Genomic DNA, 13,631 nt, shown 5'->3' with positions numbered 1-13,631 from the left:
CGATCAATTGCGCGAATCCCTGATCCAGTCGGGGAAGACGAGCGGCGGATTGGGCAGCTTCACCGCGCCGCGTTCCTCCAGCAACGCTTCGAACCCCTCGGGATCGGCGGGCCAGGAGCGCGGATCGCCGAACATCACTTCGAACAGCTCGACGCCTTCCGGTCCCGCCACCAGCGGCCCCAGCGCGGCGCCTTCGTCCAGCGTGATGTGCATCCCCTCGGTGCACAGCGTGTCGCCGCACATCATCGAGCCTTTTAGCACATAGACGACCTGATGGCTGTTATGGCCGTGCTTGTGGACGATCATGCCCGGATCCCAGCGCCCGATCAGCGTCATGCAATTCGGGCTGAACTCCAGCCATTTCTCCCATACCGACACGCGGCGCTCGCCATGCTGCTGCGCGCGGATTTCGCGCCATTCCTCGTCATCGGCATGACGGTAGCGCGGGCCGGGGATCTCGCTCATGCCTCGGGCTCCCAGAAGACGAGGCCGCGCCCTTCGGAGACGCCGCGAAACACCGCGCGCACCGGCATCCCGATCTCGGGCTCGGGCTCGGGCTCGGCATGACTATCGGCAAGCTGCCCCACCAGCAGCAGGTCCGGCTGCTCGGCGAGGCGGACGGTCACCGTCACATAGGGCAGATCGTCGGCGAATTGCGGCAGGAAGGCGCGATGGGTTCGTACCCAGCTCGCAACCGTTCCCTTGCCGCTCACCGCCGGCCAGTCATGATCGAAGCCGAAGCAATGGTTGCACATCGCCCGCGCCGGCCAGCGCCATGTGGCGCAGGTGGTGCAGCGCTGGACACGCAGCTCGCCGCGATCGATCGCTTCCCAGTAGGGCGACGAATCCGGATCGGCGGGCAGCATCGGCCGGTCGGTCACTTGCGTCATGCATCCCCCCTCAGCAGCAGCGCGCTGGTCACCCCGCCGACATAGCCCGGCGCGCCCGTGCTCAGCGCGATCCGCGCATCCTTCACCTGCCGCGCCCCGGCCTGCCCGCGGAGCTGCATCACCGCTTCGACGACGTGGTTCATGCCGTGCGCATAGCCTTCGGACAGGAACCCGCCATGTGTGTTGACCGGCAGCGTCCCGCCGATCGCGGTCGCACCGCTCAGCACGAACTCGCCGGCCTCGCCGCGCGCGCAAAAGCCGTAATCCTCCAGTTGGAGCAACACCGCGAAGGTGAAGCAGTCGTACAGCATGGCGACATCGACATCGGCCGGGCTAAGCCCCGCCATCCGGTACAGCCGCGGCGCCATATGCCGCGCGCCCGACACGTTCAGGTCGGGCTCGCCGATCGAATAGAGCGTCGCGCCGCCGCCCCAGGTCGCGCCGTCGATCAGCACCGCGCGCTGGCGCAGGTCGCGCGCCCGCTCGGCGCTGCACACCACCACCGCGACGCCGACATCGGTCTCGAGGCAGCAATCGGGCAGCCGGAACGGCTCGGCGATCCAGGGCGAGGCGAGATAATCCTCATAGCTCATCGGCTTGCGCATCATCGCGCGGTCGTTGAGCAGGGCGTTGGCGCGCTGGTTCACCGCGACGGCCCCGAAGTGCCGCTCGTTCGCGCCATAGCGGTCCATATAGGCCCGCGCGATCATCGCATATTGCTGGGGCGGCGTGTAATAGCCGTAGGGCGCCTGATACTGGGTCTCGGGCGAGTCCACGAAGCCGCGCCCGGTGCCGCCCATGCGGAACGCCGATCGCGCATTGATCGCGCGATAGCAGACGACATAGTCCGCCACGCCCGCCGTCACCGCCATCGCCGCATGGCCGATCACCTGATGCGACGATCCGCCGCCGCCGAAATGGTCGATGAAATATTTGAGGTCGCGGATGCCGAACGCCTGCGCGACGGTCATGCTCGCGGCGGAATCGCTGACCCGGTGCGTGGCCACGCCATCGACCTCGTCCGGCGAGAGGCCGGCATCGTCGAGCGCGGCGCGGATCGCCCGCAGCGCCAGCGTGAGCGTCGTCACCCCCGAATTGCGCGAGAATTCGGTGAAGCCGATGCCCGCGATCGCTGCCTTTCCGGAAAAGCTCACCCTCTGCCCCAATCGCCTCTTGTCGGATTGCGGATATCAGCCGATTTCAGATTTGCCAAGCGTTCGGTTGGTATATTCGCTCCATTCTCTAATTTACGAGATAAAAACTCGACAAGCGATCGATCAAATCGTTAGGTGTCGGCGAACGACAGAGAGACGGAGGAGGACGGGATGCGCGCTGCCATGTTGCATGATTTCACCCGAGGCCCGGTGTTGGAGGACGTCACCGTCTCCGCCCCGCGCGCGGGCGAAGTACTGGTCCGCATCGCCGCTTCCGGCGTCTGCGGATCCGATGTCCATGCGGTCCACGGCAAGGCGAACGTCCTCAAGAACATGCCGATGGTACTGGGCCATGAAGGCGCCGGCGTCATCGAGGAAGTCGGCGAAGGCATCACCGATCTCAAGCGCGGCGACCCGGTAGTGATCGCGATGTACGGCCCGTGCGGCCTGTGCGGCACCTGCAGCTCGGGCAAGCTCCATTTCTGCGAGGGGCCGGAAATGCGCAGCGTCTATGGCGAGATGCCCGACGGCAGCACCCGGCTCAGCCTGAACGGCACGCCCGCCTATCCCTTTGTCGGGGTCGGCTCGATGGCCGAATATGCAGTGGTGCGGCGATCGATGATCGTGAAGGTCAAGCCGGACCTGCCGCTCGACACGCTGTGCATCACCGCCTGCGCGCTCACCACCGGCCTCGGCGCGGTGTTCAACGTCGCCGATGTCCGCCCCGGCGCGACCGTCGCAGTGATCGGATGCGGCGGCGTGGGGATGAGCGTGATCCAGGGCGCGCGCATCGCCGGGGCCACCCGGGTGATCGCGATCGACAGGAACCCGGCCAAGCTCGACCTCGCCGCCAATCTCGGCGCGACGCATTGCCTGACCGCCAGCGACGACGGCGCGGAGAACATCGCCGCGGTAAAACAGATCGTTCCGCGCGGAGTCGATTATGCGTTCGAAGTCGTCGGCAGCAAGGCGCTGATTCAACAGGGTCTCGCCATGACCGCGCGCGGCGGTGCGGTGGTGATGATCGGCGTGGTGCCGTGGGGCGAGGATATCGCGGTGAACGCCGGCCTGATGTTCGACCGCCGCCTGCTCGGCTGCCTCGGCGGCCACAACATCCCCGGCCGCGAAATTCCCCGGATCATCGATCTCTACCAGAGCGGCCGGCTGAAGCTCGACGAGCTGGTCGGCCATAAATATCCGCTGACCGACATCCGCGAAGCCTTCGCCAATGCCGAGAAGGCGGAGGATATCCGCACGGTCGTGACGATCGACCCGCGGCTGTTGTGAGGCGGGCGGGCGTTCGTCCCGCCCGACGCCTCAGCGTATCGTGCCGCTATAACCGTTCCGCGTCAGCGCGGCGGCGCTGCACTTCTCCGTGCGAAGATGCATCGGCGTGTTGAAGTGGCAGGCGGACGATACCGAGGTGTAAAAGCAGGTCTGCCCGACGACGCAGGGCGCGCCGAACGTAGCGAGCGTATCGGCCATACCGCCCAGCCTCGGCCCATCGGTGAAGCTGGTCGCAGCATAGGCGGCGAAGGATGCGAAGCGCACCTCCCCGTCCGGATAACAGCCGCTCTCGCAATAGGTGCCGTTCCACGAACTGCTGCCACTCAGCCCCAGATAGGCGATCCAGGTGTTGACGGTCTTGCACGCGGTCCCGGTGCGTTCGCAATTGGCATAGGCCAGCTCGAACGCCTCGGCCGGGGTCTTGCCGCAACCAGCGCCCCAGACAGGTTTGCCGGCGGAACTCGCGGCGCCGACGATTGCCCCCCAGGCTGGGCCGATGCATTCGCCGCCGGCGATGACCTGAAAGGGCTTGGCGAGCCCGGCCCTGCCGCGTTCTGCGTGCCAAGCCCGTTCGGCCTGATCGATCCGGCTGAGCGCCTCCGGAGCGCTCCGCGCGGACACCATTATCGGCGGCGAGTTGCTATAAATTGTTCGATTGGGGTTGTTGACGAAATAGAGATTGCCCGGCTCCATCCCCGTCGGCCAGATCGGCCTGCCGCCCGCGGGCGGAGATGCGACCATGCGGGCTGCCGGTCGGGGCGCAGGCGCGCTGGCCTGGCGGGTGAGGGCAGGTTCGGGAGGCTGCGCAATCATGACGCCGGCTCTGAGCAGTGCGTTCAGCCGGTCGCGAGCGCCCGGATAGTTCTTGTCGGCGGCCTTCTTGTACCACCAGGCCGCATAGGAGGGATTCCGCTCGACGCCGAATCCAGCCTCATACATTCGGCCAAGGCTGGATTCGGAAGGAGTCGCGCCCTGCGCCGCGGCCTTTCTGTACCAGAACACCGCCATCTTGTGGTCGACGTCCGCGCCCCATCCGTTTTCATACATGTAAGCCAGCACGTCCTGCGCGGTCGGATCGCCGCGTTCGGCCCATTTCTTCAGGATGCGAAAGGCGGTCGGGTAATCCTGCCGCTCGAATGCCGCCAGCCCGTCCTGCAGGGTTTCCTCGACCGTCGGGCGGGCCGTGGGCTGGTTTCCGGTGGCATGGGCGGGCAGCTCGAGCGCAGCCGCCAGGCCCAGACAGGCCGCCAGAAGCAGACAGCCGATCGAAACCGGCCACGACACAACCTTGAACATATGCCCCCTCCCCCGAGACTCAGCGCCCCGCGATCTTCGCTGCAATTTCGAGAATTGTCATCGGCTGCGCACTCGACAAATGACCCATCGCCCCCGGATCCTTTACAGTTTCCAGCCACCACCTCGCCGCCGTTCGCCCGCCACCGTGCACTGGCGAGCGCGCCACCCTGGATCGGCGACGCCCCAATCGAAAGGGGCCCGCCAGCCGGCGAGCCCCTCTTTCTTTGCGCGGATCGGACGATCAGTATTTGAACTTCAAATCCAGCCCGAAGCGGCGCGGCATGTTGTAAACGTTGCCGGCAAAGCCCAGCGCGCCGAAATCGATCCCCGACACCGGATAGTGGCGGTTGGTCAGATTCTCGACATAGGCGCTCAGGCTCAGCGACGTCTTGCCCAGCCCGACCGGAATGTCCGACAGGGTAAAGCGCGCATCGAGATTATAGTGCGCCGGACTCGAGATCTGGTCGTTGAACGGGTTCAGGTTCGGCAGGTTGTTCTGGTGGAACCAGCGCCGGCTCATCACCGAGTAATCGACCCGGAAGTTCATGTCGCCGATCGGCGTGGCCGGGATCTCGTACTGGATGCTCGCATTGCCCGTCCATTTCGGCACATAGACGAAGTGGCTGATGCTGGCATAGTTGGTCACCACCCCGGTGACGGGCGCCGGGAAGAAGATTTCCTGATAGTCGGCGTCGGTATAGCCCACGCTGGCGCTCAGGGTCAGGTGGTTGACCGGGATCGCGGTGAATTCGGCTTCGAAGCCCTGGAAGGTCGCCTTGGCCGGATTGGTGAAGCCCGACGCCGCACCGCCCGCATTGTTGGTGTAAACCGTCGTCTGCAGGTCCTTGTAATCGGTGTACCACAGCGACGCGTTCAGCCGGACGCGGCGGTCGAACAGTTCGGACTTCAGGCCGATTTCACCCGCGGTCGCGCGCTCGGCCGGGAAGTCGAAGCGCTGGCCCGCGGCCGATGCACGGACGTTGAACCCGCCCGAACGATAGCCAGTGCCGAACTTGGCATAGGTCATCACGTCCGGCGTCCACTGGTACGAGACCGTCGCCTGATACGAGAAATTGCTGAACTCGTCGCTGCCGGTGCGGGCGATCGCGGCGGTCTGCACCGCCGACTTGTCGTCCTTGGTGTAGCGCACACCCGCCGTGATCTCGAGCTTGCCGTCGGGGCCGCCCGGGCGCCAGCTCGCCTGCGCGAAGGCCGCATAGGATTTGGTCTTCACATCATACGCCGCCAGCGATGACAGCAGATTGCCGCCCAGCGGGTTGGTCGGACCGGCGAACGCCGACGAGACGAAGATATACTGGCTCGGATTCACCTCGCCGCCGTCTTCCTCGAAATAGAAGAGGCCGCCGACGAAATTGAAGCCTTCATAGGTGCCCAGCAGCTGAAGCTCCTGCGAGAAGCTGCTCGCATATTCGTGCTTCGCATTCGCCTGATAGACGAAGACTTCGCGGATCGTGCCCGCGGTGCCGGTCGGGCCGAAAATGCCCGGCGGGCTGTAGGCCGTGGTCATCAGCGCGTCGTAGTCGCGATAGCCGGTGATCGACTTGATCGTCAGGTGATCGTCCAGATCGGCTTCGAGGATGAAGCTGTGGCCCTGGATCGTGATCTCCTGCTCCAGCGGGCGCAGGCCAAGCGTCGACTGATAGGCAGGCGTGATGACCTGGCGATTGCCGGTCGTCTGGGTGCCGAAATAATTGGTCACCGCCGGCGAGGCGTAGCGGAACTGGAATGCCGCCGGCACGCCGACCATGTGGTTGTAGTCGTAGGAATAGGTCGCGCGGACGCTGCCCCATTCGCCGCGGATCTTCGCCATCACCGCTTCGGAATTGATCGCGCCGGGATCCATGCTGCCGGGTGCGAACGGATTGTCGACATAGCCGTTCCGCTCGCGATGGATGTACGCGACCGACGCGGCGATACCGCTCCCGCCCAGCTCGCCCGTCTCCAGCAGCGTGCGCGACGACCATTCGCCGAAGCTGGCGATGCCGAACTTCTGCTCGAAACCGAAATCGCGCGACGGCTTCTTGGTGGTGATGCTGATCGCGCCGCCCGTGGTGTTGCGGCCGAACAGCGTACCCTGCGGGCCGCGCAGCACCTCGATCCGCTCGACATTCACCAGATCGAGATTGCTCGACAGGTTACGCGCGATCAGCACGCCGTCGATATAGGTCGCGACCGGCGTATCGAGCGCCAGCGACGGATCCTGCGCGCCGATGCCGCGGATGAAGGCGGTGTTGCCGCCCAGGAAGCTCGGGGTCGCGGTCAGCGCGACGTTCGGCACCAGCTGCGAGACCTTGTCGATCTGCTGGATATTGCTCTGCTCCAGCCCTTCCTCGGAAATCGCGGAAACCGAAATCGGAGTCTTCTGCAGGCCTTCCTCGCGGCGGCGGGCAGTCACGACGATTTCCTCGAGGCGATTGCCGTCCTGCTCGGCGGCAGGATCCTGATCCTGCGCTTGCTGGGCCCAGCTCTGCGCTGGCGTCATCAGCGCCATGCTCGCGACACCCGCCAGCATGAACTGTTCGATTTTTCTCATTTTCCTCTCCCCGAAAACTGCGATTCGCGTCGCGTTTCACTCTTATGGAGCGATGATTAGAGCAATCGCTTGCTTTTATCCATATCCCCAATTGGTGGTTGTCTGAAATTTGCTCCCGGTGGTGAGGTGTCTTCGCCCGACTATAGCTGAAGCGTTCTGGCGAGGAACGGGCAATCGAAGTGCCGGAATTCTCGAACTCCAGCACGAAAACACGTGACTAATCAGAGCGTTATATCGGCCGGAACGGGACCGCCCGGCAGCGACGCTTGACGGGTCAATTTCAAAAAGCAATCGGTTGGTTTATAACCGTTGAGATGGGAGAGCAGGACAGTGGGAACGAATCATATCGACCTGTCGCGAGCGGCTTTGCTTAGTATGGAGATGCAGCGCGGCGTCGTGGGCGACCGCAGCTCGATTCAGCCGCTTGTCGAGGCGATCCAGCGGCGGCAGGTGATCCTTTCCCTCGCCCGGCTGATGAACGCCGCGCGCCTGGCCGGCGCGACGGTGGTCCATTGCAACGCCGAGTTCCGTTCCGACCTGAAAGGTTCGGGCCGCAATTCGCCGATGCTGCGCTACGTCACGAAAGACCCGTCGCACATCCTGTCCGGCTCGGAGGGCGCCGAAGTGGTGCAGGAACTGGCGCCGCGGCCTGAGGACCTCGTCTTCCGCCGCTTCCACGGCCTTTCCCCTTTCAGCGGGACGTCGCTCGACATTACGCTGCGCAATCTCGGCGTCGATACGGTCGTGGCGGCAGGGGTGTCGGTCAACATGGGAGTCTTCGGCATGTGCCTCGAAGCGGTGAATCTCGGCTATCGCGTCATCCTCGCACGCGATTGCGTCGGCGGCTTCCCGGACGACTATGTCGATGCCGTGATCGACAAGTCGCTGTCGCTGCTGGCGACAATCTCCACCGCCGATGAACTCGCCGCCGCATGGGAGGCAGGCTCGTGAACGCCCCCCGCCAGTTCCTCAACCTGATCGACGGTCAGGCGCGGCCCGCCGCCTCGGGCGAATGGATCGACAGCATCGATCCCGCCACCGGGCAGGTCTGGGCGCAGGTCCCGGCCGGCGGCGCGGCCGATATCGACGACGCCGTCGCCGCGGCCAGGCGCGCCTTCCGCACCTGGCGGCGAACGCCGGCGATGCAGCGCGCCGCACTGTTGCGTGCGCTGGCCGCCGCCTTCGCCGAATGGAGCCAGTCGCTCGCCGAGATCGAGACTCGCGACAATGGCCGAATCCTCACCGAGACGACTGCCGGCGACCTGCCCGCTGTCGTGCAGATGCTCCACTATTGGGCCGGCGCCGCCGACAAGATCCACGGCGAGACGGTCGATATCGGTCCCGCCAGCATCAACTATGTCCAGCGCGAGCCGATCGGCGTGATCGGCATGATCGTGCCGTGGAACGCCCCGCTCGCCATCTTCGTGGCAAAGGCCGGCGCGGCGCTGGCCGCCGGCAACACCATCGTGGTCAAGCCGCCCGAGAGTGCGTCCTGCTCGATCCTTGAAGCCGCCGCGCTGTTCGAGAAGGCCGGTTTCCCGCCCGGCGTGATGAACGTCGTCGCGGGCCTCGGCTCGGTCGCGGGCGATGCGCTGGCCGGGCATCCGGACGTGGGCAAGATCGCCTTCACCGGCTCCACCGCAACGGCAGGCGCGATCACCGCGCGGACCGCTTCGGCGATCAAGCCGCTCAGCTTCGAACTGGGCGGAAAGTCCGCGAATATCGTCTTCGCCGACGCCGATCTCGATCTGGCGACGGTGGGCGTCACCACCGCCGCCATCTACACCGGCGGCGCGGGTCAGGCCTGTATCGCGGGTTCGCGCATCCTGGTGCAACGGCCGGTCTATGAAGAGATGATCGAGCGGATCGGCCGCGCCGCCGCTGCGATCCGCCTGGGCGATCCGATGGACCGCGCCACCCAGATGGGCCCGATCGCGCTGGAGGGGCAATATGGCAAGGTCCGCTCCTATCTCGACATCGGCCTCGACGAAGGCGCGGAGATGGTTTTGGGCGGCGGATCGGGCGCGGAGTTGTTCGAACCCGGCTCGGCGCTGGGTGGCGGCTATTTCGTCCAGCCCACCCTGTTCGCCGGGGTCCGGCCAGACATGCGCATCTATCGCGAGGAAATCTTCGGTCCCGTGGCCTGCATCGTCCCCTTCGACGACGAGGAGGAAGCGATCGGGATGGCCAATGATTCCCCCTATGGCCTGGCCTGCGGGCTGTGGACCAACCAACTCAAGCGGGCGCATCGCGTCGCGGCGGGCGTCGATGTCGGCGCGGTGTGGATCAACACCTATCGCCGCATCCATTGGGCGCTGCCCTTCGGCGGGATGAAGCAGAGCGGATACGGCCGCGACAGCGGCATGGAGAGCCTGCGCGGCTATCAGCACACCAAGAGCGTCTGGGTCGATCTTACCTGAACCGGACAGCCGGGGCGAGCGGCGCAAACATGCCGCTCGCCTTTTTGGGTCAAATTACCAATCGATCGCTTGGTATAGAATTGCCTCTGTGCGGATCGCCATTTTCTAGGAGCTAAGGCCTCCGAGGCAGCGTTCCGCGAGCGCGCAACCAACAAAGCGATTGCTTTGTATTTTGATTGCGCGCAATTTGCCCGAGCAGAGTGATTCGCGGGATTCCGGCGCCCTCGCTGAGGGGCCTGTTCCGCGACCGGCAAAAAGCAAGCGAGGACAGGATGAACCAAGCTCTACTGGAACGGCCGACGCCACGGGTCAGCGACAATGTGCTGCTGATCTCCGCCGACAATCACGTGAACGAGCCGCGCGGCGTGTTCGTCGATCGCGTGCCCGCTCACCTCAAGGATCGCGCCCCGCGGATCATGGACGGCACCGATGGCGGCGAAGGCTGGAGCTTCGACGGCAAGACGCCCAAGCGCACCTTCGGCATCGAAGCGATGGCCGGTTTCGAACGCAAGGATTTCAAGCTCAGCGGGATGCGCTTCGACGAGCTGCGCCCGGGCAATTGGGACGGATACGAGCATCTCAAGGATCTCGACATCGACGGGCTGTACGGCTCGGTCTGCTTTCCCGATGCCGGGATCGGCCTCTATTCGATGCCCGATCCCGAACTCGCCGCCGCCTGTATGCGCGCCTATAACGACTGGATCCTCGAGGACTTCCAGGCCGCCGATCCGAAGCGCATCGCCGGTCTCGCGCTGCTGCCGGTCGATCAGGGCATCGATCTGGCCATCGCCGAGATGCAGCGCGTGGCGAAGAAGGGCGCGCGCGGATGCTTCATCCCCGGCATGCCCGAGCATCCCTACAATCACCCGACCCATTATGAAGAGCTGTGGCGCGCGGCGAGCGACCTGAACCTCACGCTCGCCTTCCATCGCAATCATGGCGGCAAGCCCGACAAGACCGACTGGGACGAACTTGTCGAACAGCGCGTCAGCATCGGCGGCATCGTGCTGCGCTATTTCTCGGCGGTGCGCCCGCTCAGCTACATGATCTTTGCGGGCGTGTTCGATCGCCACCCGAAGCTGAAGATCGTCGGCGCCGAGGTCGATTGCGGCTGGGTCCCCTTCTGGGTCCAGACGATGGTCAATCACTGGGAAAACCAGAAGGGCTGGTTCCCGGTGAAGCTCGAGCGCAGCCCGGCCGATTTCGTCGGCGTGAACATCTTCACCTCGAACATCGACGACTATGTCGGCTACGATCTGATCAAGACCGGCAAGTACCCGTATCTCGCCAACATGTCGCTCTTCTCGTCGGATTATCCGCACTCGGCGACGATCTGGCCGAACTCGGTCGAGGTCGCGGAGAAGATGACCGACGGTATGCGTCTGGAAGACAAGAAGAAGGTGCTGAGCGGCAACGCCGCCCGCATTTATCACTTCGATCTCTGATCGCCCGTAAAAGGGGGAAAGCGGTGGCCGGTTCCTGGGGAGGGACCGGCCATCGTCATTCTGGGCAGGGATTGCCGCTGCCCGATAAGGGAGGGGGCGGAATTGGCGGCGTATCCGCCCTTCTTCAGCCCGGAATCTCGAACAGCCCGGCCGCGCCCATGCCGCCGGCGACGCACATCGAGACCACCGCGTACCGCACCCCGCGCCGCCGCGCCTCGATCAGCGCATGGCCGATCAGACGCGATCCGGTCATGCCGAACGGATGGCCGATGGCGATCCCACCACCGTTTACGTTGAGCTTCTCGGGATCGATGCCGAGTTCGCGCTGGCAATAGAGCGCCTGGCTGGCGAACGCCTCGTTGATCTCCCACAGGCCGATATCCCCGATCGACAGGCCCGCGCGCTTGAGCAGCTTGGGGATCGCGAAGACCGGGCCGATGCCCATCTCCTCCGCCTTGCAGCCCGCGACCTGAAAGCCGCGATAGATGCCCAGGATCGGCAGGCCCTCGGCTTCCGCGGTCGCCCGGTCCATCACCAGCTGCGCCGATGCCCCGTCGGAAAGCTGGCTGGCGTTGCCGGCGGTGATGTGCCGCCCTTCCTTCACCACCAGCCCGTCCTTGAACACCGGCTTCAGCCCGGCGAGCTTCTCCGCCGTCGTATCGCCGCGCACGCCCTCGTCGCGATCGAGCGTCACGCGCTCGTTGCCCGCGGGCTTGCCTTCCTTGTCGAACAGCGCCTTCTCGACCGTGATCGGCGCGATCTCGTCGACGAACCGGCCAGCCGCCTGTGCAGCGCCAGCCCGCTGCTGGCTGCGCGCGGCGAATGCATCCTGATCCTCGCGCGATACGCCATAGCGATCGGCGACGATCTCCCCCGTCTCGATCATCGCCATATAGGCGTGCGGATCATGCGCCTTCACCAGCTCGGAACGGTTGCGGAAGGCGGGGGTATGCGCGTTGAGCGTCAGCGAGATGCTCTCCACGCCGCCCGCCACCGCGACGTCGATCTCGTCGGCGAGAATCCCCCGGGCCGCCAGCGCCAGTGCGTTCAGCCCCGACGAGCATTTCCGGTCGAGCGTGAAGCCACCCACTTCGTCGGGCAGCACCGAAGCCTGAACCGTCAGCCGCCCGAGATTATAGCTCTGCGTCCCCCAATGATTGCCGCAGCCGAGATACAAATCGTCCACCCGCGCCGGATCGATCCCCGCGCGCTCGATCGCGGCATCGACGACGTGCGACGACAGGCGCGGCGCCTCGGTATCGTTGAACGCCCCGCGATAGGCCTTGCCCACCCCGGTCCGCGCGGTGGAGATGATGGCGGCTTCGCGAGTCATGGCTGGGGCTCCGGATAGAAACGGCTGATGGTGTCGACCACGCAGGCTGGCTTCGCCTCGCCTTCGATCTCGACGGTGACGCGGACGACGACCTGCACCCCGCCCTTGGCATCCTCGGCAGAGACGATCTCACCGACACCGCGAATCCGCGCGCCGGTGCGGACCGGGGTGAGGAAGCGCAGCCGGTCCACGCCGACATTGACGCCCATCGATACGCCGCGAACCTCGATCAGTTCGGGCAGGAAGCGGTTGACGAGGCTCATCGTCAGATAGCCATGCGCGATGGTGCCGCCGAACGGCCCGTCGCGCGCGCGCTCGGGATCGACATGGATCCACTGGTGATCGTCGGTCGCGCGCGCGAACAGGTCGACGCGATCCTGCTCGATCGTCACCCATTCGCTCGGCCCCAGCACGGCGCCCACCCCGCCGAGCAGCGCGCTGGGCGTCTCGAAGACGGTCGCGCTCATGCCTGCTGGCTCGACACCGAAAGCACTTCGCCGGTCATGTAGGACGACAGGTCCGAAGCGAGGAACAGCATCACGTTCGCCACTTCCCACGGTTCGGCATAGCGGCCGAAGGCTTCGCGCGACGTCAGTTCCTCGAGCAGGCCGGGCGGCGTCACCTTGCCTAGCGACGCGTGCATCGCGAGGCTGGGCGACACCGCGTTGATCCGTACGCCATGCTCCGCCGCTTCGACCGCCGAGCAACGGGTAAAGGCCATCACGCCTGCCTTCGCCGCCGCATAATGCGACTGGAGCTTCTGCGCGCGCCAGCCGAGCACGGAGGCGTTGTTGACGATCACCCCCGCGCGCCGCTCGTACATGTGCGGCAGCACCGCGCGGGTCATGCGGAACACGCTGGTCAGCGTCACGTCGATCACGCGCGACCATTGATCATCGGTCATCTCGATCACCGATGCCGCCCCGCCCAGCCCGGCATTGTTGACCAGCACGTCGATCCGCCCCAGCCGCTCGATCCCGGCAGCGATCAGCGCCTGCACCTGATCCTCCTGCGTCACGTCGCACAGCTGCGTCGCGGGCCGGGCATGGCCCTCCGCCGCGATCGCGTCGGCGGTCTCGCCCAGCCGGCGCTCATGCGTGTCGGACAGCAGAAGGGTCGCGCCTTCCTCCGCCGCGCGCCGCGCCAGCGCGCCGCCGATCCCGCTGCCTGCGGCGGCGGTGATGATCATCGTCTTGCCCTTCATCAGCCCCGAGGGCGCCGGATAAGGGGGTGGGATATTGGCCAAGCCGGT

12 protein-coding genes are annotated in these 13,631 nt (G+C 65.5%); 4 read left to right on the top strand and 8 right to left on the bottom strand.

Annotation, left to right across the window (positions count from 1 at the left end):
- Positions 1–3: 3 nt before the first annotated feature.
- From HHL13_RS21720 to HHL13_RS21710, 3 genes are read right to left on the bottom strand one after another with little or no spacing between them, the layout of a single operon-like run.
- Positions 4–465 (bottom strand): hypothetical protein, encoded by a 462-nt coding sequence (locus HHL13_RS21720; protein WP_169558063.1) that lies wholly within the window; start codon positions 463–465, stop codon positions 4–6.
- Positions 462–890 (bottom strand): OB-fold domain-containing protein, encoded by a 429-nt coding sequence (locus tag HHL13_RS21715; protein WP_240953954.1) that lies wholly within the window; start codon positions 888–890, stop codon positions 462–464. The genes HHL13_RS21720 and HHL13_RS21715 overlap by 4 nt, the downstream gene beginning before the upstream one ends.
- Entirely contained in the window at positions 887–2,044 is a 1,158-nt protein-coding gene (locus HHL13_RS21710) for an acetyl-CoA acetyltransferase (RefSeq protein ID WP_169558062.1), read from the bottom strand. The genes HHL13_RS21715 and HHL13_RS21710 overlap by 4 nt, the downstream gene beginning before the upstream one ends.
- Positions 2,045–2,215: 171 nt before the next feature.
- Here HHL13_RS21710 and HHL13_RS21705 point away from each other — a divergent pair, with 171 nt between their 5' ends.
- A complete protein-coding gene (locus HHL13_RS21705; RefSeq protein ID WP_169558061.1) occupies positions 2,216–3,331 on the top strand; it encodes a Zn-dependent alcohol dehydrogenase in 1,116 nt (371 codons plus the stop codon).
- Positions 3,332–3,361: 30 nt separating this feature from the next.
- Here HHL13_RS21705 and HHL13_RS21700 read toward each other — a convergent pair whose 3' ends face one another.
- The gene (locus HHL13_RS21700) at positions 3,362–4,627 is read right to left on the bottom strand and encodes a tetratricopeptide repeat protein (RefSeq protein WP_169558060.1); all 1,266 of its coding nucleotides are present in this window, start codon (positions 4,625–4,627) and stop codon (positions 3,362–3,364) included.
- A gap of 241 nt (positions 4,628–4,868) precedes the next feature.
- The gene (locus HHL13_RS21695; RefSeq protein ID WP_169558059.1) at positions 4,869–7,181 is read right to left on the bottom strand and encodes a TonB-dependent receptor; all 2,313 of its coding nucleotides are present in this window, start codon (positions 7,179–7,181) and stop codon (positions 4,869–4,871) included.
- A gap of 330 nt (positions 7,182–7,511) precedes the next feature.
- Here HHL13_RS21695 and HHL13_RS21690 point away from each other — a divergent pair, with 330 nt between their 5' ends.
- From HHL13_RS21690 to HHL13_RS21680, 3 genes are all read left to right on the top strand, one after another.
- The gene (locus HHL13_RS21690) at positions 7,512–8,132 is read left to right on the top strand and encodes a cysteine hydrolase (protein WP_346775625.1); all 621 of its coding nucleotides are present in this window, start codon (positions 7,512–7,514) and stop codon (positions 8,130–8,132) included.
- Positions 8,114–9,601, top strand: coding sequence for an aldehyde dehydrogenase family protein (locus tag HHL13_RS21685; RefSeq protein ID WP_169558058.1), 1,488 nt, complete (start codon positions 8,114–8,116; stop codon positions 9,599–9,601). The genes HHL13_RS21690 and HHL13_RS21685 overlap by 19 nt, the downstream gene beginning before the upstream one ends.
- A 272-nt stretch (positions 9,602–9,873) precedes the next feature.
- A complete protein-coding gene (locus HHL13_RS21680) occupies positions 9,874–11,046 on the top strand; it encodes an amidohydrolase family protein (RefSeq protein ID WP_169558057.1) in 1,173 nt (390 codons plus the stop codon).
- 124 nt (positions 11,047–11,170) lie between these two features.
- Here the strand turns inward: HHL13_RS21680 and HHL13_RS21675 are convergent, their stop codons facing one another.
- From HHL13_RS21675 to HHL13_RS21665, 3 genes are read right to left on the bottom strand one after another with little or no spacing between them, the layout of a single operon-like run.
- Positions 11,171–12,379: a thiolase family protein gene (locus HHL13_RS21675; RefSeq protein WP_169558056.1), complete on the bottom strand. Its 1,209-nt coding sequence runs from the start codon at positions 12,377–12,379 to the stop codon at positions 11,171–11,173.
- Entirely contained in the window at positions 12,376–12,846 is a 471-nt protein-coding gene (locus tag HHL13_RS21670; protein WP_169558055.1) for a MaoC family dehydratase, read from the bottom strand. Before HHL13_RS21670 ends, HHL13_RS21675 begins: the two co-directional genes overlap by 4 nt.
- Positions 12,843–13,625 (bottom strand): SDR family oxidoreductase, encoded by a 783-nt coding sequence (locus HHL13_RS21665; protein ID WP_169558054.1) that lies wholly within the window; start codon positions 13,623–13,625, stop codon positions 12,843–12,845. Before HHL13_RS21665 ends, HHL13_RS21670 begins: the two co-directional genes overlap by 4 nt.
- Positions 13,626–13,631: the final 6 nt, after the last annotated feature.

The organism is Sphingomonas sp. G-3-2-10, assembly GCF_012927115.1.
Taxonomy (GTDB): domain Bacteria; phylum Pseudomonadota; class Alphaproteobacteria; order Sphingomonadales; family Sphingomonadaceae; genus Sphingomonas.
Note: the sequence above shows the minus strand (reverse complement) of the source record. Positions and strands in the feature narration are given on the sequence as shown.

Bases quoted from the DNA above. Each gene is read 5' to 3' on its own strand.
- HHL13_RS21695 (WP_169558059.1), bottom strand. From the start codon at position 7,181: ATGAGAAAAATCGAACAGTTCATGCTGGCGGGTGTCGCGAGCATGGCG.
- HHL13_RS21675 (WP_169558056.1), bottom strand. From the start codon at position 12,379: ATGACTCGCGAAGCCGCCATCATCTCCACCGCGCGGACCGGGGTGGGC.
- HHL13_RS21705 (WP_169558061.1), top strand. From the start codon at position 2,216: ATGCGCGCTGCCATGTTGCATGATTTCACCCGAGGCCCGGTGTTGGAG.
- HHL13_RS21700 (WP_169558060.1), bottom strand. From the start codon at position 4,627: ATGTTCAAGGTTGTGTCGTGGCCGGTTTCGATCGGCTGTCTGCTTCTG.
- HHL13_RS21680 (WP_169558057.1), top strand. From the start codon at position 9,874: ATGAACCAAGCTCTACTGGAACGGCCGACGCCACGGGTCAGCGACAAT.
- HHL13_RS21715 (WP_240953954.1), bottom strand. From the start codon at position 890: ATGACGCAAGTGACCGACCGGCCGATGCTGCCCGCCGATCCGGATTCG.
- HHL13_RS21720 (WP_169558063.1), bottom strand. From the start codon at position 465: ATGAGCGAGATCCCCGGCCCGCGCTACCGTCATGCCGATGACGAGGAA.
- HHL13_RS21670 (WP_169558055.1), bottom strand. From the start codon at position 12,846: ATGAGCGCGACCGTCTTCGAGACGCCCAGCGCGCTGCTCGGCGGGGTG.
- HHL13_RS21685 (WP_169558058.1), top strand. From the start codon at position 8,114: ATGGGAGGCAGGCTCGTGAACGCCCCCCGCCAGTTCCTCAACCTGATC.